Below are 22,255 nucleotides of genomic sequence, written 5' to 3'. Positions count from 1 at the left end.
GGTCGCAGAACGTCACAATTCGCCGACCCTCCTGCCCGACGAACCTCACAACAGCACGAGCAGCGCGACGCCGAGGAGCGCCAAGACCGCGTACAGCCCGGCCATCACCTCGCGTTTCAACGGGCTCCCGAGCGGTTCCGCGGTCAGCCGACGGACGGGCGGTAAGATCGCGATTCCGGCGAGGACGAGGAGGAAGGCCCCGATCTCCGGGATCAGCGTGAGCGCGACGACGGTGGTCCCGTACCCGGCGACGTAACACCCCCGGCGCCAGAGCTGCTCGCGGTCGGTGAGCTCTTCTGTCGGGACGAATCCGGATCCGCCGCCGTCGTCCCCGGCGTTGTCGCCGCCGCCCGAGCCGCCCCCTGTCTGCTGGGCCTGCCGCCGCACGTACTCGTCGAGTTCCTCGGCGGCGTCTTCCGTCTGCGGGGCGCCGCACTCGACGCAGTAGCGGGCCTCGTCGTCGAGCGACGAGTCACACCGGGGGCAGGTCTTCATCTCCATCGGAACGGCACCGCGGGCGGACTTAACTCTTCGGAGCTTTCCCGACGGCCCGACCCCGACTCCGTCAGCCGATTCGTTCCGCGGTCCGCCCGTGACGGGACGTTCCGGTTCTCCGACGCGATAATCGGGAGGGTACGCTTTAGTCGCTGAGATCCCGAGGACGTACCAACTGACGGCGGACCGTCCGCGCGATTCGGTCCGTCACGACGACACGAACACCACGATGACCTCCAGACTTTCACCGGACGACGCGGAGACGGACACGGCGGGGACGCCCCGCGCTCGACTCTCGGATCTCCGCGTCGTGTTCGTCGCGCTCGCGGTGCTCCTCTCGTTTCTCGGCGCGGGGGCCACGGGTCCCGCCGCGGCGACGCTCGCGGGAGGGGACGCGACGGGGATCGGTGACCCGGCGTCGGCCGGCGGGGACGAGGTTTCCCCGGCGATCGCGACCGAATCGGACGGGGTCGTGAGTAGGGAGATCGACGGCTCGTTCGTCCGACCGACGTACACCGGAACTGCGGGAGATCCGGTCGAGATCAGGTACAGTAACGTCGACGACAGCGCGTACCTGTTGATCGGTGGCAACCGCCTCACCGACTCCGGGGAGACGGTCGGGTTCGTCGACGTGGTTAGGGTGAGCGGCACGGGATCGACGACGATCAACACGCGCCTCCTCGGGACGAACCAGAGCAATGTCGAGAGCTGTGGCGCTCCCGATGTCGACTGCGACCTCCGGTTCGAAAACGAGGACGGCGATGTGATCGCGAAGAACCTCTCGGAGCTGCCCGGGGCGACCGGCGCCGGCGGGCTCGCCCGCCCGCTCGTCCCGCAGCGGTACCGGCTCGCGATCACGAACGGGACGTTCGTCGTCCGCGACTCCGGCGCCGTGGACCCATTCGAAGTGTCCTCGGAGTCCGACCTCGTGTTACGGAAGCCGACGTTCAACGACAGCGTCGAGGCCTTCACGACCGCGGACAGCGAGGTGACAACCGACGGCGAGGGCGGGACCGAGTCGCTCGGCGCGCTCAGGGACAACGGGCTGGACCGCGCGGCGGTGACGAAGGGCGACCGGGTCGTGCTCGGCTTCGAGTCGACCGGGATCTGGGGCGCCCTGTCGCACTTCGCCGAGCGGCGGTCGGGCGAGTCGATCGAGTCCGGAACCCAGATCAATCACACCGCTCTCGCCGCCCTCCTCGAAGCGGAGGAGGGGGTCTCGCTACGAGTCCGGCAGACGAACCCCGGCCGAAACGAGCGCGCGGCGGAGCTCGACCTCGCGAACGCCGACCCGGACGACGTCTCGCTCTACCTCGCGGAGGCCGAGTCGCTCGAACGCGGCGACAGCGATCGGGCGCCCGGCCGGTTCTACCTCGTGATCGACACGAGCGACGGGGGACCGTTCACCGACGACCCCGAGCCGGGCGACGAGTTCGCGGTCGAGTTCGCGCTGGAGGGAACCGAGGGCGATCAGTACGGGTTCCGCGACGGCGAGGGAGCGCCCGACGCGTTCGAGCCGAAGTCGATCGCGGACGACCGGCTGTCCGAGCAGTACCCGTACCACGAGAGCGCCGACGGTCGCGTGAGCGCCGAGGCGTCGTTCAGCGTCCGCGAGCGCTATCTCCGGTACGACCACGCCACCGCCGACGGCGACCTCCTCGTCGAGGCCGACAACGGGACCATCGCCGGGACGACCTCGATCCTCCCCGTGACCGACCTGTCGGCGACGATCGTCAGGGACGACGACGGCTCGCCGTCGCGGACCGAGTCGGAGCTGGCGATCGCGGATGGGAACTTCTCGGTCGACAGCGGGCTCACGAACGTGACGCCGGGGACGCGAGCGACCTACCGGCTCTATCGGGGACAGTCGCTGCAGGACAGCCGGACGATCGTCGTCGTCGACGACGCGGAAAACCCCGCCCGCCTGCGGCTGGGAGCGGAGACGACGACGAACCTCACGGTGACCCGGGGCGACTCGCTGTCGAACCTCTCCGCGACGGTGCGAAACGTCGGGCAGCTCCGGACCCGGGAGCGGCTGTCGCTCGACGTCGCCGACGGGGAGATCGTCGAGGAGCGCCACGTCACGGTCGATCCGGGGGCCCCGAACGAGGAGACGTTCGGCGAAATCGACGCCGACCTGGAGCCGGGCGAGTACCCGTACGTGCTCGCGATCGACGGCCAGCGCGTGGAGGGAACGCTGACCGTGGAGGCGGACCCGTCGGTGACGCGCGTCGACGAGCCCGGCGCCGAGGAGGAGGGGTCGGCGGCGGCCGACGGAGCGGCCGGAGACGGGGAAAGCGATGAAGGGGACGGCGAGGCGAGCGGCGACGAGTCGGACGACGGCGGGTCGGAAGGCGGGCCTTCCGAGACGGGGGGCGACGACGAGGCGCCCGACGGCGAGCCGGCGACGCTGCTCCCCTTCGGAATCGGGACGCGGGAGACGTTCGGCGGGACGGTCCTCGTGGGCGCGACGTATCTGCTCGGCCACTGGGTCTGAGCCCCTCGGCCACTGGGTCTGGCGGGCTCGAGTCCTCGGTGACTCGTTCCGCCGTATCGGTTCTCAGCGCTGAGAACCGCGGGGGAGTCGTTAAGTGACCGCTGTCCCGCCTTCCAGATAACCATGGCAACGCGCGTGCTTATCGCGGACGATTCGGAGTTTATGCGGAACCTCCTCCGGGAGATCCTCGAAGGGGAGTTCGAGATCGTCGGCGAGGCCGAAAACGGCGTGGAGGCGGTCAACATGTACGAAGAACACGGGCCGGACCTCGTGATGATGGACATCGTGATGCCGATCCGAGACGGCATCGAGGCGACGACGGAGATCCTCGAGGAGAACCCGGAGGCGACGGTGATCATGTGCACCAGCGTCGGGCAGGAGGAGAAGATGAAGGCGGCCATCAAGGCCGGCGCCGAGGGGTACATCACGAAGCCGTTCCAGAAGCCGAACGTGCTCGACGCCATCGGATCGGCGGTATAATGCGCGTCGACGTCCGGGCGCTCGGCGCCTGCAACCGGTTGGCTGAGCGGGGGGCCGGACAGGCCGCCGGCGCGCTCACCGACCTGACGGGCACCGACCTCTCCGTGGAGGTCACGGGCGCCAGCGTCGCCAGCGGCGAGGACCTCGCCGAGGCGTTCGCCGGCCGGGAGTCGATCGGCGTGAGCGTCGGGCTCCGCGGCGGGCTGGAGGGCGAGGCGGTCCTCGCGTTCGACGCGGACAACGTCGACGCCCTGCTCTCGCTTCTCCCCGGCGGGTCGTCGATGGGCCGCAGCGCGGTGACGGAGGTCGGCAACATCGCGCTCGGCGGCTTCCTCGACGGTTGGGCGAACTACCTCGGGAAGGCGATCGACATGACGCCGCCCCGGTACTTCGAGGCCGACGGCGCCGCCGTCCTCCCCGACGGGGCGCTCGCCGGTGACGGCGTGTTCCTCTTCGAGAGCCGGCTCGACGCGACGACGACGGACTTGGACTTCTCGATCTACATGCTCCCCGACTCCGGGCAGTTCCGCGACCTCGTCGTCGGCAAGACCGCACCGGCCGCCGCGCCGGGCGCGGACGGCGAGGCGGGCAACGACGGCGCCGACAGCACCGCGGTCCCCTACGAGTCGCTGTCGACGTTCGCGTCGCTGGCGAAGCGGGGCTCCGCGAACGCCGCCGACAACATCGCGATGATGACGGGGCTCGACACGAGCGTCGACGTGAGCCGGCTGCGGTTCGTCCCGCTCGCCGACGTGCCCGCAGAGGTGGGCGTCGAGCCGCACGCCGGGACCGTCTTCGAGCTGCAGGGGGAGCCGAGCGGCTACCTCGCGATCCTCTTCGAGGAGGAGTCCGCGGCGAAGATCGCGGCCTCGATGCTCCCCAGCGAGCCGGACGAGCCGCTCGGCGGGATGGCCGAGAACGCGCTCTGCGAGCTCGGCAACGTGATGACGAGCGGATTCATCGACGGCTGGGCGAACGTGCTCGGCACCTCGATCACCCACTCGCCCCCGGAGTTCGTCCACGACATCGGCTCGGCCACGATCAGCCCGCTGGTCGCGAAGCTGAGCCGGCGGCAGGACTACGGGTTCGTGATCGACGCCGCGATCCAGACCGAGGGGATCCAGACGCGGTGTGACGTGTACGCGCTCCCGGACGAGCGCGAACTGGCGCGGGCGCTCGAACGGCTCTCGGAGCCGTGAGTCACCCGCCGTCGTCTCGCGAGCGAACGCACTCTCCCGCCCCCGACGCCGGCCGGATCAAGGTCGGGGTCAGCGACCTGTCGGTCGCGACCGGCGGTGAGACCCTGACGACGAGCGGTCTCGGCTCGTGCGTCGCCGTGGCGCTCGTCGATCGGTCGGCCGGCGTCCGCGGGCTGTTACACGCGATGTTGCCGAACGGAACCGGGAGCGACACCGGCATCGAGCGACCGGGGAAGTACGTCGACACCGGGATCGAGACGCTGATCGCCGAGCTGGAGGACGCCGGCGCGTCCGCCGGCCGGCTCGAAGCGCGCGTCGCCGGCGGCGCGGAGATGCTCGATCTCACGGACGCGGTCGGGCCCCGAAACGTCGCGCGCGCCGAGCAGTGCCTCGACGCGGCCGGGATCCCGGTGGTCGAGCGCGCCGTCGGCGACGGCGTCGGGCGGACCGTCCGGTTCAGGGCGGACGGCCGACTGGTCGTCCGCGCCGCTGACGGGTTCGAGCGGACCCTCTGACCCGTCTCGCTCGAAAGCGGCCGCACCGTCGCCGGATCTCCGGCGACCGGATGCCTTCTCACGGCTGATATTTTGAGGGGTGAATTGAAGTGTGTTCTGGGGGTGGTACACGGTAATGGGCCTCGAACTACCGGTGTGGGGAGCTCCAACGGCCGCATGGATAGTCGCCACGCTGGGGCTCGTCGGTGCGAGCGTCCTCGACAGATTCCTCGACGATGACGGCTCCGACGACGACGATTCCGGGGGCATGGGCGGCGACGACGACCCCTTCGGCGGCGGAGGGATGGGCGGCGGCGGCGGTGGCGGAATGGGCGGCGGGATGGGCGGCGGCGACGACTTCGACGACTTCGACGGGATGGACGAGTGGGACGACGAGTTCGACGACGGCGGCGGTGGCGGCGGCGGAGCGAACACCGACGAACTCGAAAAGCGGCTCGACGACCTGGAGAACGAGGTCGCCTCGCTCTCTTCGACCGTCTCGACCGTCCGATCGGAGAACGAGGAGATCTCGGCCGCCGTCGACGACATCGAGGAGGACGTGCGGAACCTCCTCGACATCTACGAGATGGTCACCCGCGGCATCAACCCGTTCGTCGACGACTCCAGCGGCTTCGACGGGGTCGACGGCGGCGGCGAGGGCTCGTTCGGCCTCTTCGACGACGACGAGGGGGAGGACGCGGGCGACGACGACCTCGACGAAGACGTCGCGAACGCGGACGCCGACGGGTTCTTCGACGACGACCTGCTCGACGACGACTTCGAGGACGATGACGACGACGAGCTCGCCGAGCTGGACGAGGAACCGGGCGACGAGCACACGGACGACGGCGACCCCGCCGACGCCGCGTCCGAGACCGCGGCGGCGGACGACGGAGACGACATGAACGACGATGGAAAGAGTTTCAGCGAGCTGAAAGAGGAGTACGACGCCGGGGAGGCCGACTGGGCCGACGAGGACGGCGCCGAAACGGACGCGGGCGCGGAGGAGGACCCGTTCGACGACGGAGGTGACTCCTTCGAGGAGGAGCTCGGCGACGAGCCGGACCCGTTCGACGACGGCGCCGACGACGGCGTCGACTTCGACGACGGGATGGACTCGTTCGACGACGAGCCCGTCGACGACGGGCCGGCGACGAACGGCCACGCGCCGGAGCCGGAGCCCGAGCCGGAGCCGGAACCCGAACCGGAACCCGACCGCTCGCGCGGCCAGCAGCCCGGCGGCGACCCCGCCGAGGCGAACGGCGGCGGCTTCGAGTACGTCCAGCAGGACGACCTCTCGGGGACCCGCGGCAAGCCGTACCTCACGGAGCTGCCCGGCGACTACGTGGGTGACCTCCTCGTGATGGAGTGGCTGGAGTTCCTCGTCTCCGAGAGCGACGTCACCGACGCGGTGCGGGCGATCAACTACTACGAGCGCATCGAGTGGGTCGGTCCCGAGGCGGCCGCGCGGCTCCGCGACTTCCTCTCCGGGTTCGGTACGATCGACCGCAACCTCGTCGACCGGCCGGGGACCGACCGGCTGGTCCGCGAGCACCACACCCGCAGCCTCCGGTACGTGACCCAGCTCAACGGGACGAGCGGCCACCTCCTGCTGCTCGACCGCTGGGACGACCTGGCCGGCGGATCGCTGGTCGGCGGCGGTCCGCCGCGGGCCGGGTCCGGCGGTCGCGGCGGCTACGGGCGACGCGAGGGCGGCCGCGACCGCCGCGCGCCCGACCGCTCCGACGACCGCCGCAACGGCCACCGCGAGCGGCGCGCGAGCGAGAACGGACACGACGGCGGCGCGGAGCGCGACGGGCAGGCGGAGCGCCGGGGCGGCCGCGAAGACCGCCGGGGCTCCGAGGGCCGCGAGCGCAACGGCGGCTCCCCGCGGCCGATGAACGACCCGAACCCGCGTTCCGACCGCGCCGACCCGGCCGACGGAGGGTGGGGCGATGGGCGTTAGCGTCTCCGCGTCGACGGCCATCATCGTCGCGGGGCTGTTCTTCGCGTTCACGACGTTCTACCCCGTCGCGGCCAACGGCTTCGACCGCGTCGGCGACGCGCAACACGGGATGAACGAGCGCGCGCTCGAGCGACAGAACACCGAGTTCGCCGTGACGAACGCGACGTTCGACGGGACGACCCTCACCGTCAACGCCACCAACGACGGCTCCCTCGGGCTCGTCGCCGGCGACGCGACGCTGGTCGTCGACAACGAATACGTCGACGTGGGCGGGCCGAACGCGACCACGACCGTCGACGGCGACGGCGACACCGAGCTGTGGCTCGGCGGCGAGACGCTCACCATCGAGGTCGACGAGACCGACCTCTCGACCGAGGTCACGGGCGAGACCCGCGTCGTCCTCGTCGTCGAGTCCGGCGTCCGCGACGCCGCGGAGGTGAGCGCGTAGATGGCCAGCGTCCCCGTCTCGCACCTCATCCTGTTCATCGCGAGCCTCGTGATCGCCGCCGGCGTGGTCGGCACGATCACCACGGGGGTCGACCGCGTGAGCTCCGCCGTCGACGACGCCGGGCTCGACGCGACCGAGCAGCTCCGGACCGACGTGACGATCATCTCCGACGCGAACGCGGGGGTGTACAACGCGAGCGGCGACCAGAACGTGACCCTCTTGATAAAGAACACCGGCACCTATCGGCTCGCGCCCGACGGCTCGGGCCTCGACGTCGTCTTCGACGGCCAGTACGTCCGGCCGGACGCGATCGACGGCGAGCTCGTCTCCGCCGACGGCGCGACCGCGTGGAGCCGCGGCGACGTGTTGCGGCTCACGATCGACACGAACGCGCTCGGCGACACGAACGACGGGCTCGACGACGGCGACCACCGCGTGTTCGTCACCGCCAGCGGCGACGAGGAGCTGTTCCAGTTCCGCGTGGAGGGGGGTAACTGAGATGCCCCGCGACAACCTCCTCTCCCTCGGCCTCGGCGAGCGCGACCGGCTGAACAAGGAGCTCGGCGGCGGGATCCCCCGCGGTAGCATCGTCCTCATGGAGGGCGACTACGGCGCCGGGAAAAGCGCCATCTCCCAGCGGTTCGCCTACGGGCTCGTCGAGGAGGGCGCGTCGGTGACGATGATGTCGACCGAGCTCACCGTCCGCGGGTTCATCGACCAGATGCACTCGCTGGAGTACGACATGGTGAAGCCCCTCTTACAGGAGGAACTGCTCTTCCTCCACGCCGACTTCGACTCCGGCGGGGCGTTCTCCGACGACGACGGGGAGCGCAAGGAGCTGCTCAAGCGCCTGATGAACGCGGAGGCGATGTGGAACTCCGACGTGGTGTTCCTCGACACGTTCGACGCCATCTTCCGGAACGACCCCACCTTCGAGGCGCTCGTCCGGAAGAACGAGGAGCGACAGGCGGCCCTGGAGATCATCTCCTTCTTCCGCGAGATCATCTCGCAGGGGAAGGTGGTGGTGCTCACCGTCGACCCCTCGGCCGTCGACGACGACGCGATCGGTCCGTTCCGGTCGATCGCCGACGTGTTCCTCGAGCTGGAGATGATCGAGGTCGGCAACGACATCCGCCGCCAGATCAACGTGAAGCGCTTCGCGGGGATGGGCGAACAGGTCGGCGACACGATCGGGTTCTCCGTCCGGTCGGGAACCGGAATCGTCATCGAGAGCCGGAGCGTCGCCTGAACACATGAGCGAGCCGACGCACAGCCGTCCCGCCGACCGGGACGCGACCGATCAGACAGGAGACACGGAGTAGACCATGACCGAACACGGCACAGCGAAACCGTCGGAAGAGCTCCGGAAGGCCGCGATGCGGCGCCCGCACCTCCGCGAGCACCTGCGGGAGTTCAAACAGATCACCGGGGAGTTCCCGCAGTTTATCGAGGAGCCGAAAGACGAGTACGAGTCGAACCGCCCCAACGTCATCTATCCCGTGGGCGGGCCGATCTACAGCCACATCTACGGCGACCTCGGGCAGGACACCAAGTACTACGCCATCGAACCGGAGGTCTCCGGCCCGCAGGCGGAGGTCCTCAACGAGGTGAAGAGCCGGCTCCTCACGGTGAGCGGCCAGCACAGCGCCCCCGACTCGGAGGCCGAGTACGACGACCTCATCGAGGAGCTGTTAGAGGAGGTCACCCACATCGACGAGCAGAACCAGGGGTTCCGCGGCAGCCTCTCGAAGGTGCTCAACATGGGGAAGCTGTCGGTCACCGAGGAGACCTACGAGAACATCCGGTACCGGCTCAACCGCGACATCGTCGGGCTCGGACCGCTGGAGCCGGTGATGCGCGACCCGGCCAACGAGGACATTCACGTCATCGGCCCCAAGGAGTGCCACGTCGACCACGGCACCTACGGGATGCTCGAGACGACCGTCGACTTCGGGACGCCCCAGGAGTTCGACAACTGGCTGCGCAACATGGGCGAGCGGATCGGCGACCCCCTCTCCGACTCCGACCCCATCGTCGACTCCACGCTGCCCGACGGGTCGCGTATCAACATCATCTACTCCGACGACGTGTCGCTGAAGGGCTCCTCGCTCACGATCCGGCAGGGCGAGGAGGTGCCGCTGTCGATCAACCAGATCACCAACTGGGGGACGCTGTCCCCGCAGCTCGCGGCGTACCTCTGGCTCTGTCTGGAGAACGAACAGACCGTGTTCGTGGTCGGGGAGACGGCGTCCGGGAAGACGACGACGCTGAACGCCATCCTCTCGTACATCCCGGACGACTCGAAGATCTACACCGCGGAGGACACCGCCGAGGTCATCCCGCCGCACAACACCTGGCAGCAGCTGTTGACCCGCGAGGGCGGCGGCGAGGGCTCCTCCGACGTGGACATGTTCGACCTGGTCGCCGCCGCGCTGCGGTCGCGCCCCGACTACATCATCGTGGGGGAGGTCCGTGGCGCCGAGGGGCGCATGGCGTTCCAGGCGGCCCAGACGGGCCACCCGGTCATGCTGACGTTCCACGCCTCGGACATCGTCTCGATGATCCAGCGGTTCACCTCCGAGCCGATCAACGTCCCGGAGACGTTCATGGACAACGCCGACGTGGCGCTGTTCCAGAACCGGGTGAAGCAGGGCGATAAGGTCCTCCGTCGGGTGACGAGCGTCCAGGAGATCGAGGGGTACTCCAAGGAGATGGAGGGGGTCGTCACCCGCGAGGTGTTCAGCTGGGACCCCGTCGAAGACGAGATCGTCTTCCAGGGGATGAACAACTCCTACGTGCTCGAAGAGCAGATCGCGACGCTGCTGGGGTACGCCGACACCCGTGACATCTACGACGACCTGGAGTTCCGCGCCGAGCTGATCGAGCGGATGATCCAGGAGGACATCCTGGGCTACCACGAGGTGAACGACGCGATCAACTCCTTCCAGCGCGACGGCGTCGAGGGGCTCCCCTTCGACATGCACCGGAACGTCAGATAGCCATGGCGGTGAAGGAGGTCGGAAACGGGCTCGCGACGGCCGCGCAGCTGACCTCGGACGTGCTGGAGTCGTACGAGAAGCTCGACATCTCGAAGCGCAAGTACGTCGGGCTCGTGTTGATCCCGGCTGTCCTCGTCTTCCTCGCGAGCGTCGTCGGGCTGTTCGTCCTCCCGCTCCCGTTCGCCGCGCGGGTCCCCGTCCCGATGTTCGGCGGGCTCGTGTTAGTCGCGGCGGTGATCTACCCGAAGATCTACCTCTCCAGTCTGGAGACCAAGATCGACAACCAGCTGCACCTCGTGATGACGCACATGACCGTGCTGTCGACGACGAACATCGACCGCATGGAGGTGTTCCGGACGCTGGCGAAAGAGGAGGAGTACGGCGTCGCCGCCGAGGAGATAAACCGGGTCGTCCACCTCGTCGACACCTGGAACCAGAGCCTCGACGACGCGTGTCGCCGGCGGGCCGAGGAGGTCCCCTCGGACGCGATGGCCGACTTCTTCGACCGGCTCGGCTACACGATGGGCGCGGGTCAGTCGCTGGAGGAGTTCCTCGTCTCGGAGCAGGACGTCATGCTCGCGAAGTACGAGACGGTGTACGAGTCCTCACTGTCGAACCTGGAGGTGATGAAGGACCTGTACATGTCGATGATCCTCTCGATGACGTTCGCGCTGGTCTTCGCGATCGTCCTCCCCATCCTGACCGGGAACGACCCGACCGCGACCGTGGCGGCGGTCATCGTCCTCTTCGTCTTCGTCCAGCTCGGCTTCTACGCGATGATCCGGGCGACCTCCCCGTACGACCCGATCTGGTTCCACCCGGACGAGCGCGCCCCCGGCGACCTGAAGCTGTGGGCGTCCCTCGGAATCGGGGGCGGCCTCTCCTTCCTCATCATCGGGATCACGGCCGCCGGGATGTTCGGGTACGGCCCGGGGCTCCCCGGGCTCCTCTTTTTCATGGACGACGTGCGGCTCCCGCTGTACCTCGCGGTGCCCATCTCGCCGCTCTTCATCACCGGCGTGATCCTGCGGCAGGAGGAGCAGGCGATCACGGCCCGCGACGGGGAGTTCCCCTCGTTCATCCGGGCGCTCGGCGCGACCGAGAGCGCCAAGCAGTCGACGACCACCGACGTGTTGACCACGCTGCGCGACAAGAACTTCGGGGACCTCTCGCCGTCGATAGAGCGGCTCTACCGCCGGCTCAACATGCGGATCAGCACCGAGGGGGCGTGGAAGGCGTTCACCTACGACACGCGGTCGTACCTCATCCAGAAGTTCTCGGAGATGTACCTCGTCGGCCGGCAGATGGGCGGGGACCCGAAGATGCTCGGCGAGCTGATCTCGAAGAACATGAACGCCGTCAACCAGCTCCGCGAGCAGCGGCGGCAGGCGGCGATGACCTTCATCGGCCTGCTGTACGGGATCACGGCGGCGGCGACGTTCGCCTTCTTCATCGGGCTGGAGATCGTCGCCATCCTCGCCGAGCTCACGTCCGACTTCCAGCTCGACCAGATGGACATCGGGCAGATCGTCTACCCCGGGGCGTACGACATCCCGCTGATCGAGTACCTGCTGCTCACGGTCGTGCTGTTCAACGCGGCCCTCTCCTCGCAGATGATCCGCCGGATCGACGGCGGCAACCCCGCGAACGGCTACATTCACTTCGTCCTGCTGACGTGGCTCGGCGCGGCGACCGCGGTCGCGACGCGGACGCTGGTCAACGCGATCCTCTCGATCTGACCGGCGCGCCGGTCCGGGGGTCGGGTCCGTCGGGGCGACGAGGCGCCCACCTATTTATCCGACCGCCTCCACGCACCGTCAATGACTGCGTCACGCGCGCCGGCGGAGCCCGACGTCCGGGAGTTCGAGGCGACGGTCGAATCGGTCGACGGCCGGGAGGTCGTGCTGAGCGAGACGTACTTCTACGCCGAGTCGGGTGGCCAGCCGGCGGACCGGGGGACGATCGACGGGATTCTCGTCGCGGACGTGGTCGAGCGCGACGGCGACGTGGTCCACGTCCTCGACGCGGACGCCGAGGCGCTCCCCGAGGCCGGCGAGACCGTCTCGGCGGTCGTCGACGACGCGTTCCGGACCTACTGCGCGCGCGCACACACCGCCTCGCACGTGCTCTACGGCGCGGCGCGCCGGACCTGCGAGGAGCTCGGCTACGCCGGCTTCGACATCTCGGAGACGAAGGTGCGCGTCGACCTGACGACCGCGGAGCCCCTCGACGACGGGGACCTCGTCGAGTTGGAGCGGCTCGCCAACCGCGCCGTCTGGGACTCGCTGCCGGTGTCGTGGGAGACGCTGCCCGAGGACGAGGCCCGCGCGCTCGACGGGATCGCGTTCAACACGAAGACCGAGGAGGGCGCGATGAGCGGGAGCGAGGCCGTTCGCGTCGTGACGGTCGGCGAGCGCGGCGGGGAGCGCGACGGTGACGGCTCGGACGGTTCGGCCGCGCCGACGTGGGACGTGGCCGCCTGCGGCGGGACCCACGTCCGGAACACGAGCGAGATCGGCCCCGTCTCCGTGCTCGACCGGTCGAACCCCGGCGAGGGCGTGACGCGCGTGGAGTTCGCGGTGGGACCGACCGCGATCGACCACGAGGCCGCGGTCCACGCCGCCGCGCTCGACGCGGCGACCGCCCTCGACGCGCGGGTCGGCGAGCTCCCGGACGCGGTCGACCGGCTCCGCGAGCGCGCCGACCGGCTGGAGGCCGACCTGCAGGCCGCCACCGCCGACCTGCTCGCCGCGCGCCTGCGGGAGTTCCCGACGGGCGAGGCCGACGCGGACGGCGCGACGTGGGCGGTCGGAACCGTCGACGACGCCGACCCGAACGACCTGCGCGAGCCGGCCCAGCGCGTCCTCGCCGCCGATGGCTCGCCGGACGCGATCGCCGCGGTCGGGACCGGCGACGCGCCGTTCGTGGTCGTCGCGGTCGCGGACGAGGCGATCGGCGAGGAAGACGACGACGGCTCCCCCGACGCCGGCGATGTCGTGGCTGCCGTCACCGACGAGTTCGGCGGCGGGGGCGGCGGCGGTCCGACCTTCGCGCAGGGCGGCGGGCTCGACGCCGACCCCGAGGCCGTTGTCGCGTGGCTCCGCGACCGATGACCGGCAAGCTCGGGCCCGAGGCGCTCGCCGAGGTGCTCGCGGCGACCGGCGCCGACGACGCCGCGGTCGACGCGGGCCCCGCCTACGGCGAGGACGCGGCCGCGATCGACCTCGACGGCGCCGACTCCACCCTCGTCGTCGCCGCGGACCCGCTGTCGCTCGCGGCGGACGCGGTCGGCGAGCTGGCGGTCCACGTCGCCTGCAACGACGTGGCCGCGAGCGGCGCGGACCCGCGGTGGCTCACCCACACGCTCTTCCTCCCCGACGACGACCCGGATCGCCGGCGGACCGTCACGGATCAGGTCGACGCGACCGCCCGGGAGCTGGGCGTCGCGATCGTCGGCGGCCACACCGAGGTGCTGCCGTCGCTGGAGCGTCCGCTCTGCTCGATGACCGCGCTCGGCACCACGGACCGGTTCGTGTCGAGCGGCGGGGCCGAGCCGGGCGACCGGCTCCTGCTCACGAAGGGCGCCGGGATCGAGGCGACGGCGATCCTCGCGACCGACTTCCGGGAGGCGTGCGCCGAGGCCGGCGTTCCCGAGGCGACCCTCGACGCAGCCGCTGGGTTCCTCGACGAGGTGAGCGTCGTCCCGGACGCCGCGGCCGTCCGCGACGCCGCGAGCGCGATGCACGACCCCACCGAGGGCGGCCTGCTGACCGCGCTGGCCGAGACGGCGTCGGCCAGCGGGACGGTCGTGTCCGTCGAGCGCGACCGGGTCCCGGTTCGACCCGAAACGGAGGCCTGCTGTGACGCCCTCGGGGTCGACCCGCTGGCGACGTTCGGCTCCGGCGCGCTGCTCGCGGCGGTGCCTCCCGAGCGCGTCGCCGAGGCGACCGACGCGCTGGCGGCCGTCGGGATCGCGGTCGGCGAGATTGGGGAGGTGCGGGCGGCAGGGGACGACGGAAGCGGTTCCGACCCCGGCGCCGGGACCGTCCTCCTCGACGGCGACCGGATCGACGAGGCGCCGCGCGACGAACTGTACCCGTTATGGGAGTAGCGGGCGGCACGCGAGGAGGCCGCGGCGCGCGAGCGACACGACCCCCCGATCGCCCACCTTTTTGAGCGTGAGATCGAACCGAACGGTATGACTGGCGCACGCGTCGGCTCGTCGCTCACCGACGAACAGGAGGCGATCCGCGACCTCGTCCGAGAGTTCGCGGCCGAGGAGGTCCGACCGGGGGCCGGCGAGGCCGACGAGGCCGAGTCGTTCCCGGAGGACGTGTGGGACGGGCTCGCCGAACTCGGCCTGACCGGGCTGACGGTCCCCGAGGAGTACGGCGGCTTCGGCGCCGACGAGACGACCTACGCGATCGTCAACGAGGAGCTCGCGTACGGCCACCTCGCGGTGGCGACGGCCCTCTCCGTCCACTGTCTCGCCACCTCGTGTATCGCCGAGTTCGGCACGGAGGCCCAGCGGGAGCGCTGGCTCCCGGAGATGGCGGAGTCGGGCCGGCCCGTGGGGATGTTCTGTCTCTCCGAGCCGCACGCCGGCTCGAACCCGGCGGAGATGTCGACCACCGCCGAGTACGACCCGGAGACGGACGAGTACGTCCTGAACGGCGAGAAGCAGTGGATCACGAACGGGAAGCGCGGGGGCGTGGCGATCGTCTTCGCGAAGACTGACAGCGATGATGAGCGATCGATCACCCAGTTCCTCGTCCCTGCCGATACCGAGGGGTTCGAGGTCGGGAAGAAGGAGGAGAAGCTCGGGCTCCGCGCCTCGGACACGACCGGCATCAGCTTCGACGACTGCCGGATCCCGGCGGAAAACCGGCTCACGGAGGAGGGGAAGGGGCTCTCGGCCGCCTTCCGCACGCTCACTGGCGGTCGGATCGGGATCGCGTCGCAGGCGGTCGGGCTGGCGCAGGCGGCCTTCGACGAGGCGAAGGCGTACGCCGCGGAGCGCGAGCAGTTCGGCGGCCCGATCGACGACATCCAGACGATCCGCCACAAGTTCGCGGAGATGGCGACCGACATCTCGGCGGCCCGCCTGCTGGTCCGCGAGGCGTGCCGGCAGGCGGAGGCCGGCGAGGACAACCGCGTCGCGGCCTCGCAGGCGAAGTACCGCGCCAGCGAGACCGCGATGTCGGTGACCAACGAGGCCGTCCAGATCCACGGCGGGTACGGCTACACGACCGAGTTCGACGTGGAGCGGTTCTACCGCGACGCGAAGATCACGGAGATCTACGAGGGGACGACGGAGATCCAGAAGACGATCATCGCGCGGGGGGTGTTGGGCGAGTGACGGGCGGAGACGGGCGATCCGGTGTCGCCGACGACCGCCGCCGATCCGCCGCGGCCGACGGCGGCCCCGTCCCGAGCGTCGACCGACCCGTCGACCTCGCCGCGTACGACGCCGTCGTCTACGACCTCGACGGGACGCTCGTCGAGCTCGCGGTCGACTGGGCCGCGGTCGCGGAGTCGGTCCTCGACGTGTACGCCGCGAACGCGATGATACCGCCGACGGAGGAGCTGTGGGGCCTGCTCGGGGCCGCCGACGACTACGGGATCCGCGACGAGGTCGAGGAGGCCATCGCGGCCCACGAGCGGGCCGGCGCGCGCGACTCGGCGCTGCTCCCGCTCGGCGGGCGACTGATCGAGGCCCTCGACGGCGGGAACGCCGGGCCGCCCGCGGGCGTCTGCTCGCTCAACTGCGAGGAGGCCTGCCGGGTCGCCGTGGAGACCCACGGGCTCGGGGACGCGCTCGACCCGGACGCGATCGTCGGGCGGGACACGGTCGAGACGTACAAACCGGCTCCGGAGTCGGTGCTCGCGGCGGTCGAGCGGCTCGGCGCCGAGCCGGCGCGCGCGCTGTTCGTCGGCGACTCGCGGCGCGACGCCGTGGCGGCGGAGCGCGCGGGCGTCCCCTTCGCGTGGGCCGCGGACCTGCTCGACCAGTAAAGAGGGAGGACCGAGCGCTCAGGCGTCCCGCGGACCGATCTCGTCGGCGTCTTCCGACTTGACAGCCTCGGGGTCGTCGTCGGTCTCGCCGGCATCGTCGTAGTCGTCTCCGGCGTCGGCGCTCTCGGAACCGCCGCTGTCGTCTCCCGATTTCTCCACTCCCCCGTCTCCCGCGTCGGTGCGCCGCGCGTACACCGCGACGGCGACGGCGGTGACGAACCAGATGGGGGCGCCGACCCGGACGGCGAAGGCCGCGCGGGCCCCCCACGAGTCGAGGGTGACGAACGCGGAGAGGACCGCGACGACCGGCGCGCCCACCAGAATGGTGACGACGAACGTCGTCTGCATCACCCAGCCGTAGTCGATCCCCTCGTACTCGGCGCGTTCGACGGGTTGCACGACCGGTCGTCGGTGGCGGACGTGCAAATCGGTGACGGTCCGCGCGGGCGGAGCGAACGGAGCTGGTGGTCCGGGAGAGCGGAGGGTCGATCCGTCGAAGGGGAAGGGCCGATCCGTCGGGTTCCGATCTTCCGGATTCCGGCGATTTTAACCGGTCGCACGGGCGTGTTCGAGGTATGACCACGACGCGGGGACTCCGGGACCGCGACGAGCCGATCACGATGCTGACCGCCTACGACGCCCCGACCGCGGCGGTCGTCGACGAGGCGGGGATCGACGTCATCCTCGTCGGCGACAGCATGGGCAACGCGGTCCTCGGGTACGACTCGACGCTCCCGGTGACGATGGCGGAGGTCGAGAGCCGGACCGCGGCGGTCGCCCGCGCGACCGAGGACGCGCTGGTCGTCGCCGACATGCCGTTCCTCTCGTTCGGCGTCGACGAGGCGGAGTCGGTGCGCAACGCCGGCGAACTCCTGAAGGAGGCGAACGCCGACGCGGTGAAGATCGAGAGCGGCCCCCACACGGTCGAGATGACGCGTCGAATGACGGACATCGGCATCCCGGTGATGGCGCACCTCGGCTTGACCCCCCAGCACGTCAACCGCCTCGGCGGCTACGCCCGGCAGGGGACCGATCAGGACGCCGCCGAGGAGATCGTCGAGCTGGCGGGAGCACACGCCGAGGCCGGCGCGTTCGCGCTCGTGTTGGAGCACGTCCCCGCCAACCTCGCGGGCGCGGTGACGGAGGCGCTCGACATTCCGACGATCGGCATCGGCGCCGGCCCCGACTGCGACGGGCAGGTGCTCGTGATCAACGACGCGGTCGGGCTCGGCCAGTGGTCGCCGCCCTTCTCCCGGCAGTTCGGCGACGTCCGCGGCGAGATGCTCGACGCGGTCGAGCGGTACAAGGAGGCGGTGGCGAGCGGCGAGTTCCCGGCCGAGGAGCACTCGCACGTCGAGTCCGACCTCGACGACCTGTACTGAGCCGGTTCCGCCGTGGCCGGCTCGGCGTCAGTCGTCGTCTACGACCGGGATCGACACCGTCACGCGCGTTCCGCGCGGCTCGCGGTCGGCGTAGTCGACCTCGGAGCCGATCGCCGCGGCGCCCCACTCGACGACCCAGAGGCCGAGCCCCGAGCCGTGTTCGAGCGCGGTCTCCCGACCGGACTCGACCGCCTCGACCTCGTGGTCGGGGATGCCGGGACCGTCGTCCTCGACGACGAGGACGAACCGGTCGTCGCCCCCCTCGCCGTCGCCGCTGTCGCCGTCGCCTTCGTTTTTGTCTTCGCCGCCGTCGCCGCCCCCTCCTCCGCCGACCCCCCGACGCAGCGACACCCGTATCCACGGGCCGCCGTCCCCGCGTTCGGTCCCCTCGCCGTCGTGGTGGTCGAGCGCGTTCTCAACGGTGTTCTCGACGATCGCCCGGAGCGCGTCCTCCCTGACGCGCGTGGTCCAGTCCCCCTCGCCGAGCGCCGACTCGACGGTCGCGTCGGGCGCGCGGTCGCGGGCGTCGCGGACCGCGGACGCGACGAGCTCGTCGACCGCGACCGGGCTCGCGTCGGCGTCGGAGACGAGGCGTTCGACGGTGCCGGCCTTCTCGCCGAGCGCGGCCAGCGCGCCCGCGCGACGCTCGATCGCGTCCGCCATTCGGACCAGCTCGTCGTCCTCGAGGCGGTCGCGGAGGATCTCGCCGTAGCCGCGGACGACCCCGGCGTCGTTGCGGAGGTTGTGGCGCAGGATGCGGTTGAGTACCTCCAGCTGCTGGCGGCGGCGCTCGCGCTCGGTGATGTCCGAGAGGACGACCGTGTACCCGACGTGGGTCCCGTTCGGGTCGGTCAGCCGCGAGGTCGACACCGCGTAGGTGCGCCGACCGGCCCCGGTCGCGGCGTCGATCTCGACCGTCTCGCGGGAGCCGCCGTCGGGTTCGGTGTCGCCGTCGGATTCGGCGTCGTCGTCGGGTTCGGCGTCGTCGTCGGGTTCGGCGTCGTCGTCGAGATCGGGACCATCGCCGTCGGCACCGTCCTCCGAGTTGTCGCCACCGGAGCCGCTCCCGACGCGGACCGGCAGGTCAAGGAACTCCGCGAGGGGACGGTCGCGGGCGGTCTCGGCGTCGACGCCCAGAACCGCCTCGGCCGCCGGGTTGAGCCGGACGACTCGTCGGTCGAGCGCGAGCGCGACGATGGGGTCCGTCAGGTCGTCGATCGCGGTGCGCTCGGCGGCGCGGCTGGTCGTCGGATTGCGGTCGAACATCTCCGCGCGGTCGAACGCGTACGCGTCCAGCAGCATGTGCGGGACGAACATCAGCGGCGCGAGCTGGAGCTGCGGGACCGGTCCGAGCTCCAGCGTCCACGCGACCAGGGCGAACCCCGGCGGCAGCGAGCTCAGCGCGACCGCGGCGCTCTCTCGCCGGTAGAGGGGGCCGTAGCTGAGCAGGGTGTCGACCAGCAGGAAGACGGCGCTGGCGACGAGCACGGTCTCGACGGCCACGACGAGGTACGCCCACGGGCCGAGCGCGTACGACACGGTCGCGACGCCGAAGACCGGATCGAAGCCGAGCCCGGTCCAGAACCCGCCGTGGATCGGATTGGTGACGATGACCGCGGTCGAGAGGGCGCCGAAGCCGACGATACCCGCGAACAGCCGGCTGCGAACCACGTCGCTGCGCCCGGTGTACGCCAGCGCGAAGCCGAGGAAGGCGATCCCGGTCCAGACGATCCCGAGCCACATCGTCGCCTCTAACGCCCTTCGGACGGCGAGGTCGTCGACGAGCAGTCCGACCCCGTAGGAGCAACACCACGTCGCCTGCGCGGCGAACACGCCGAGGAACCAGTCGACGCCGGGGCGACCCCGGTGTTCGCGGATCGCCAGCGCGAGGCCGATCGCCCCCGCCCCGCCGGCGAGCGAGCCGACGGCGGGCCACGCGGGGACGGCGTCGAGCATGTGTCGGTCAGGAGGGCGAGCCGCGAGGTAAAACTATCGCGCTGCGGCGGCGCTGTCCGCGTTCACTCCGCCGACTGCGCTCACTCCGCCGACCGCTCGGAGTCCGCCGCCCGTCCGAGCCCCGCCGACCGGCCGAACGCGACGGCCACGGGGACGAGGAGGAGCGCGCCGATCAGGAACGGGGACGCGACGGCGACGGTGTAGAGGACGGCCATCAGCGGCGGGCCGACGGTCCGCCCGAGGCTCGAGGCGCCCTGCGTCACCCCGAAGGCGGCCCCCTGTTCCGCGTCGCCGGCGGAGGTCGAGACGAGCGTCGCCAGCGAGACGTTCACGAGGGCGTTCCCCAGCGAGAGCGCGGCGAGCGCGACGAGCAGCGCGACGAGCGGGAGCGTGAGCCACGCCGGGCCGCCGAGGGCGACGCCGCCGGCCGTCCGGTCGACGAGCCCGGTCGCGGGGATCGCGACGAGCGCGGCCGCGAGGACGACCGACCCGGCCGCGACGAGCGTCCGCGAGGGGACGACCCGCGAGAGCCGGCCGACGAGCACGCCCTGGTTCACCGCGCCGAGGACGCCGACGTAGGTGAGCAGGAACGCTGCCGCGGTCGCGTCGTAGCCGAACGCGTCGGCGACGTACGGGATGAACATCACCTGCACGCCCGCGAACGCGACGGCGACGACGAAGTACGTGACCGTCAGGGGACGGAGCGTCACCGAGGTGAGCGCGTCGCGGAACTGCCCGATCGCGGTGGTGCGACCCGCCCGGTTCCCCGCCGTTCCCTCCGCCGGACGCGTCCGCGTCGGCTCTTCGAGGAAGGCGAACCCGACGGCGACGGCGAGGAAGCTCATCCCCGCCGCCGCGAAGCTCGGGAGCGAGTAGGCGGTGGCGGGGACGAACGCCGGGAGGAGGGCGTCGGCGCGGGCGACCACGGGGTCGGCGGCGAGCAGGCCGCCGATCGCCGGGCCGAAGACGAAGCCGAGCCCGAACGCGGCCCCGACCAGCCCGAGTGCGCCCGCCCGCCGGTCCCGCGGGGTGATGTCGGCGACGTACGCCTGCGCGGCGGCGATGTTCCCGCCCATCGCTCCGGCGAGGGTCCGGGAGCCGAACAGCGCCGCCAGCGCGGCGACGGTCCCGAGGCGCGCGCCCGCCTCGCCGGCGTAGCCGAAGGCGACCCACGCGACGCCGGCGGCCGCGAGCGACGCGAGCAGCACGGGACGGCGGCCGATCCGGTCCGAGAGCCGGCCGAGCGTGGGCGCCGCGAGGAACTGCGCGAGCGAGTACGACGCCGCGAGCAGCCCGATGAAGGCGTCGCTGACGCCGAACGACCGCACGTAGAAGGGGAGGATCGGGATCACGATTCCGAAGCCGACCAGATCGATGAAGACGACGCCGATCACCACGGCGAGCGCCCGTCTCGGGTTGGCCACGGTCGGGGACCGCGGCGGGTCGCCGCTCTCGCCGTCGTCGCCCGCGCCGTCGCTGTCCCCTGTCGGGATCTCGGCGACGGCCTCGGTCCCGTCCCCGATCGACGCGGCGCCGGCCTCCGGATGCGTCACGCCGGTGAGTCGCCGCGCGGGAACTTAAAAGGCGGTCGCGCGAGCGCCGCGGTCGAGACGGGAGCGGGCGCGGCCTACAGGTGGCGCTCGATCACGCGCTTCGCGGCCTGTCCCTTCTCCTTCCAGCCGTAGCCCTCGTCGTACACGTGGCGCTTGGCGTCGACGAGCTCCTCGGGCGTCGACTCCTCGAAGCCGCCGCGGTCCCACGCGCCGGATTCGCGGAGCCAGTCGATCACGTTCTCGCGGGTCTCGGGCCACGAGAGCCCGACCATCTCGTACCACGCGACCATCGCGAAGACGGCGTTGTCGTGGCAGCCGGGGACGGAGCCGTGCTCGTAGACGGTCCGCATCGGGTCGCGGGTGGGCTCGGAGACGCGCTCCTTGAACTCCGCCGCGGTGAGCAGGCGGAGCCGGTCGCCGTCCTCGACGACGCGTTGTTCGCGTTCCAAGGCGCCGAGCGCGGCCTTGTGGAGGCCGCTCCACTCGCCGTGGACCGCCTCGCGGAGCGTCGACTCGGCCATCCCGTCCGGCTCGGCGGTGAGGACGGTCAACAGGTCCGTGTACGCCTTCTCGATGGTCGGCCAGCTCACGCCCTCGAAGTCGCAGTCGGCGTCGTGGAGGCTGTTGGTCGTTCGACAGCCGGGACACGGGTAGCGGAACGTCGGCACTGAGTGGGTGTGCGCGGCCGCCGGAGTTAGGGTTTTCGCGACGCGCTCCGCCGCACGGGCGTGTAGGTTCGTGAGGTTCCGAAACGTTTACTCGCCGCCCCGC

Annotated in this window: 20 protein-coding genes; 15 read left to right on the top strand and 5 right to left on the bottom strand. The window is 71.0% G+C overall.

Going from position 1 to position 22,255, the window contains the following annotated elements; all coding sequences use genetic code 11:
• Positions 1–45: 45 nt before the first annotated feature.
• Positions 46–495, bottom strand: coding sequence for a zinc ribbon domain-containing protein (locus tag CK500_RS09160; RefSeq protein WP_095637064.1), 450 nt, complete (start codon positions 493–495; stop codon positions 46–48).
• Between the two features lie 229 nt (positions 496–724).
• On the opposite strand from CK500_RS09160, the gene CK500_RS09155 reads away from it, so the two are divergent.
• The 14 genes from CK500_RS09155 to CK500_RS09090 all read left to right on the top strand — a co-directional run bounded on the left by CK500_RS09155 (position 725) and on the right by CK500_RS09090 (position 16,593).
• Positions 725–2,992: a BGTF surface domain-containing protein gene (locus CK500_RS09155; protein ID WP_198951537.1), complete on the top strand. Its 2,268-nt coding sequence runs from the start codon at positions 725–727 to the stop codon at positions 2,990–2,992.
• A gap of 123 nt (positions 2,993–3,115) precedes the next feature.
• Positions 3,116–3,472, top strand: a complete 357-nt coding sequence (gene cheY / locus CK500_RS09150; RefSeq protein WP_008008138.1) for a chemotaxis protein CheY — start codon at positions 3,116–3,118, stop codon at positions 3,470–3,472.
• Positions 3,472–4,671 carry a chemotaxis protein CheC gene (locus CK500_RS09145; protein WP_095636926.1) on the top strand — a complete coding sequence of 400 codons (1,200 nt, stop codon included), beginning with the start codon at positions 3,472–3,474 and terminating at the stop codon, positions 4,669–4,671. The genes cheY and CK500_RS09145 overlap by 1 nt, the downstream gene beginning before the upstream one ends.
• The gene (locus CK500_RS09140) at positions 4,668–5,186 is read left to right on the top strand and encodes a chemotaxis protein CheD (RefSeq protein WP_095636925.1); all 519 of its coding nucleotides are present in this window, start codon (positions 4,668–4,670) and stop codon (positions 5,184–5,186) included. The genes CK500_RS09145 and CK500_RS09140 overlap by 4 nt, the downstream gene beginning before the upstream one ends.
• Positions 5,187–5,301: 115 nt before the next feature.
• Entirely contained in the window at positions 5,302–7,131 is a 1,830-nt protein-coding gene (locus tag CK500_RS09135) for a FlaD/FlaE family flagellar protein (protein ID WP_095636924.1), read from the top strand.
• Entirely contained in the window at positions 7,121–7,579 is a 459-nt protein-coding gene (locus tag CK500_RS09130) for a flagellin (RefSeq protein ID WP_095636923.1), read from the top strand. The genes CK500_RS09135 and CK500_RS09130 overlap by 11 nt, the downstream gene beginning before the upstream one ends.
• Positions 7,580–8,077 carry a flagellar protein G gene (locus CK500_RS09125; RefSeq protein ID WP_095636922.1) on the top strand — a complete coding sequence of 166 codons (498 nt, stop codon included), beginning with the start codon at positions 7,580–7,582 and terminating at the stop codon, positions 8,075–8,077.
• Position 8,078: 1 nt separating this feature from the next.
• A complete protein-coding gene (locus CK500_RS09120; RefSeq protein WP_095636921.1) occupies positions 8,079–8,828 on the top strand; it encodes an ATPase domain-containing protein in 750 nt (249 codons plus the stop codon).
• A 76-nt stretch (positions 8,829–8,904) separates the two neighbouring features.
• Positions 8,905–10,578 (top strand): type II/IV secretion system ATPase subunit, encoded by a 1,674-nt coding sequence (locus tag CK500_RS09115; protein WP_095636920.1) that lies wholly within the window; start codon positions 8,905–8,907, stop codon positions 10,576–10,578.
• 2 nt (positions 10,579–10,580) lie between these two features.
• The gene (gene flaJ / locus CK500_RS09110; protein WP_095636919.1) at positions 10,581–12,317 is read left to right on the top strand and encodes an archaellar assembly protein FlaJ; all 1,737 of its coding nucleotides are present in this window, start codon (positions 10,581–10,583) and stop codon (positions 12,315–12,317) included.
• An 81-nt stretch (positions 12,318–12,398) separates the two neighbouring features.
• Positions 12,399–13,691, top strand: coding sequence for an alanyl-tRNA editing protein (locus tag CK500_RS09105; RefSeq protein WP_095636918.1), 1,293 nt, complete (start codon positions 12,399–12,401; stop codon positions 13,689–13,691).
• On the top strand, positions 13,688–14,689 hold the full coding sequence (locus CK500_RS09100) for an AIR synthase family protein (RefSeq protein WP_095636917.1): 1,002 nt from the start codon (positions 13,688–13,690) through the stop codon (positions 14,687–14,689). The genes CK500_RS09105 and CK500_RS09100 overlap by 4 nt, the downstream gene beginning before the upstream one ends.
• 87 nt (positions 14,690–14,776) lie before the next feature.
• Positions 14,777–15,937, top strand: coding sequence for an acyl-CoA dehydrogenase family protein (locus CK500_RS09095; RefSeq protein ID WP_095636916.1), 1,161 nt, complete (start codon positions 14,777–14,779; stop codon positions 15,935–15,937).
• On the top strand, positions 15,934–16,593 hold the full coding sequence (locus CK500_RS09090; protein ID WP_095636915.1) for an HAD family hydrolase: 660 nt from the start codon (positions 15,934–15,936) through the stop codon (positions 16,591–16,593). Before CK500_RS09095 ends, CK500_RS09090 begins: the two co-directional genes overlap by 4 nt.
• 18 nt (positions 16,594–16,611) lie before the next feature.
• Here CK500_RS09090 and CK500_RS09085 read toward each other — a convergent pair whose 3' ends face one another.
• The gene (locus CK500_RS09085) at positions 16,612–16,992 is read right to left on the bottom strand and encodes a DUF5822 domain-containing protein (RefSeq protein ID WP_095636914.1); all 381 of its coding nucleotides are present in this window, start codon (positions 16,990–16,992) and stop codon (positions 16,612–16,614) included.
• Between the two features lie 176 nt (positions 16,993–17,168).
• Here CK500_RS09085 and panB point away from each other — a divergent pair, with 176 nt between their 5' ends.
• The gene (panB, locus tag CK500_RS09080) at positions 17,169–17,975 is read left to right on the top strand and encodes a 3-methyl-2-oxobutanoate hydroxymethyltransferase (RefSeq protein ID WP_095636913.1); all 807 of its coding nucleotides are present in this window, start codon (positions 17,169–17,171) and stop codon (positions 17,973–17,975) included.
• A gap of 27 nt (positions 17,976–18,002) precedes the next feature.
• Here panB and CK500_RS09075 read toward each other — a convergent pair whose 3' ends face one another.
• The 3 genes from CK500_RS09075 to CK500_RS09065 all read right to left on the bottom strand — a co-directional run bounded on the left by CK500_RS09075 (position 18,003) and on the right by CK500_RS09065 (position 22,152).
• The gene (locus CK500_RS09075) at positions 18,003–19,931 is read right to left on the bottom strand and encodes a sensor histidine kinase (protein WP_095636912.1); all 1,929 of its coding nucleotides are present in this window, start codon (positions 19,929–19,931) and stop codon (positions 18,003–18,005) included.
• Between the two features lie 80 nt (positions 19,932–20,011).
• Complete coding sequence (locus CK500_RS09070; RefSeq protein WP_394338253.1) at positions 20,012–21,484, bottom strand: MFS transporter; 1,473 nt, start codon at positions 21,482–21,484, stop codon at positions 20,012–20,014.
• Positions 21,485–21,558: 74 nt separating this feature from the next.
• On the bottom strand, positions 21,559–22,152 hold the full coding sequence (locus tag CK500_RS09065; RefSeq protein WP_095636911.1) for a DUF7474 family protein: 594 nt from the start codon (positions 22,150–22,152) through the stop codon (positions 21,559–21,561).
• Between the last annotated feature and the right edge of the window lie 103 nt (positions 22,153–22,255).

The sequence above is a fragment of the Halorubrum salipaludis genome (assembly GCF_002286985.1).
Lineage (GTDB): Archaea > Halobacteriota > Halobacteria > Halobacteriales > Haloferacaceae > Halorubrum > Halorubrum salipaludis.
This window is presented reverse-complemented; position numbering and strand designations above follow the sequence as displayed.

Bases quoted from the DNA above. Each gene is read 5' to 3' on its own strand.
- CK500_RS09100 (WP_095636917.1), top strand. From the start codon at position 13,688: ATGACCGGCAAGCTCGGGCCCGAGGCGCTCGCCGAGGTGCTCGCGGCG.
- CK500_RS09125 (WP_095636922.1), top strand. From the start codon at position 7,580: ATGGCCAGCGTCCCCGTCTCGCACCTCATCCTGTTCATCGCGAGCCTC.
- CK500_RS09095 (WP_095636916.1), top strand. From the start codon at position 14,777: ATGACTGGCGCACGCGTCGGCTCGTCGCTCACCGACGAACAGGAGGCG.
- CK500_RS09145 (WP_095636926.1), top strand. From the start codon at position 3,472: ATGCGCGTCGACGTCCGGGCGCTCGGCGCCTGCAACCGGTTGGCTGAG.
- CK500_RS09075 (WP_095636912.1), bottom strand. From the start codon at position 19,931: ATGCTCGACGCCGTCCCCGCGTGGCCCGCCGTCGGCTCGCTCGCCGGC.
- flaJ (WP_095636919.1), top strand. From the start codon at position 10,581: ATGGCGGTGAAGGAGGTCGGAAACGGGCTCGCGACGGCCGCGCAGCTG.
- CK500_RS09105 (WP_095636918.1), top strand. From the start codon at position 12,399: ATGACTGCGTCACGCGCGCCGGCGGAGCCCGACGTCCGGGAGTTCGAG.
- CK500_RS09135 (WP_095636924.1), top strand. From the start codon at position 5,302: ATGGGCCTCGAACTACCGGTGTGGGGAGCTCCAACGGCCGCATGGATA.
- CK500_RS09120 (WP_095636921.1), top strand. From the start codon at position 8,079: ATGCCCCGCGACAACCTCCTCTCCCTCGGCCTCGGCGAGCGCGACCGG.
- cheY (WP_008008138.1), top strand. From the start codon at position 3,116: ATGGCAACGCGCGTGCTTATCGCGGACGATTCGGAGTTTATGCGGAAC.
- CK500_RS09155 (WP_198951537.1), top strand. From the start codon at position 725: ATGACCTCCAGACTTTCACCGGACGACGCGGAGACGGACACGGCGGGG.
- CK500_RS09115 (WP_095636920.1), top strand. From the start codon at position 8,905: ATGACCGAACACGGCACAGCGAAACCGTCGGAAGAGCTCCGGAAGGCC.
- CK500_RS09160 (WP_095637064.1), bottom strand. From the start codon at position 495: ATGAAGACCTGCCCCCGGTGTGACTCGTCGCTCGACGACGAGGCCCGC.
- CK500_RS09130 (WP_095636923.1), top strand. From the start codon at position 7,121: ATGGGCGTTAGCGTCTCCGCGTCGACGGCCATCATCGTCGCGGGGCTG.
- panB (WP_095636913.1), top strand. From the start codon at position 17,169: ATGACCACGACGCGGGGACTCCGGGACCGCGACGAGCCGATCACGATG.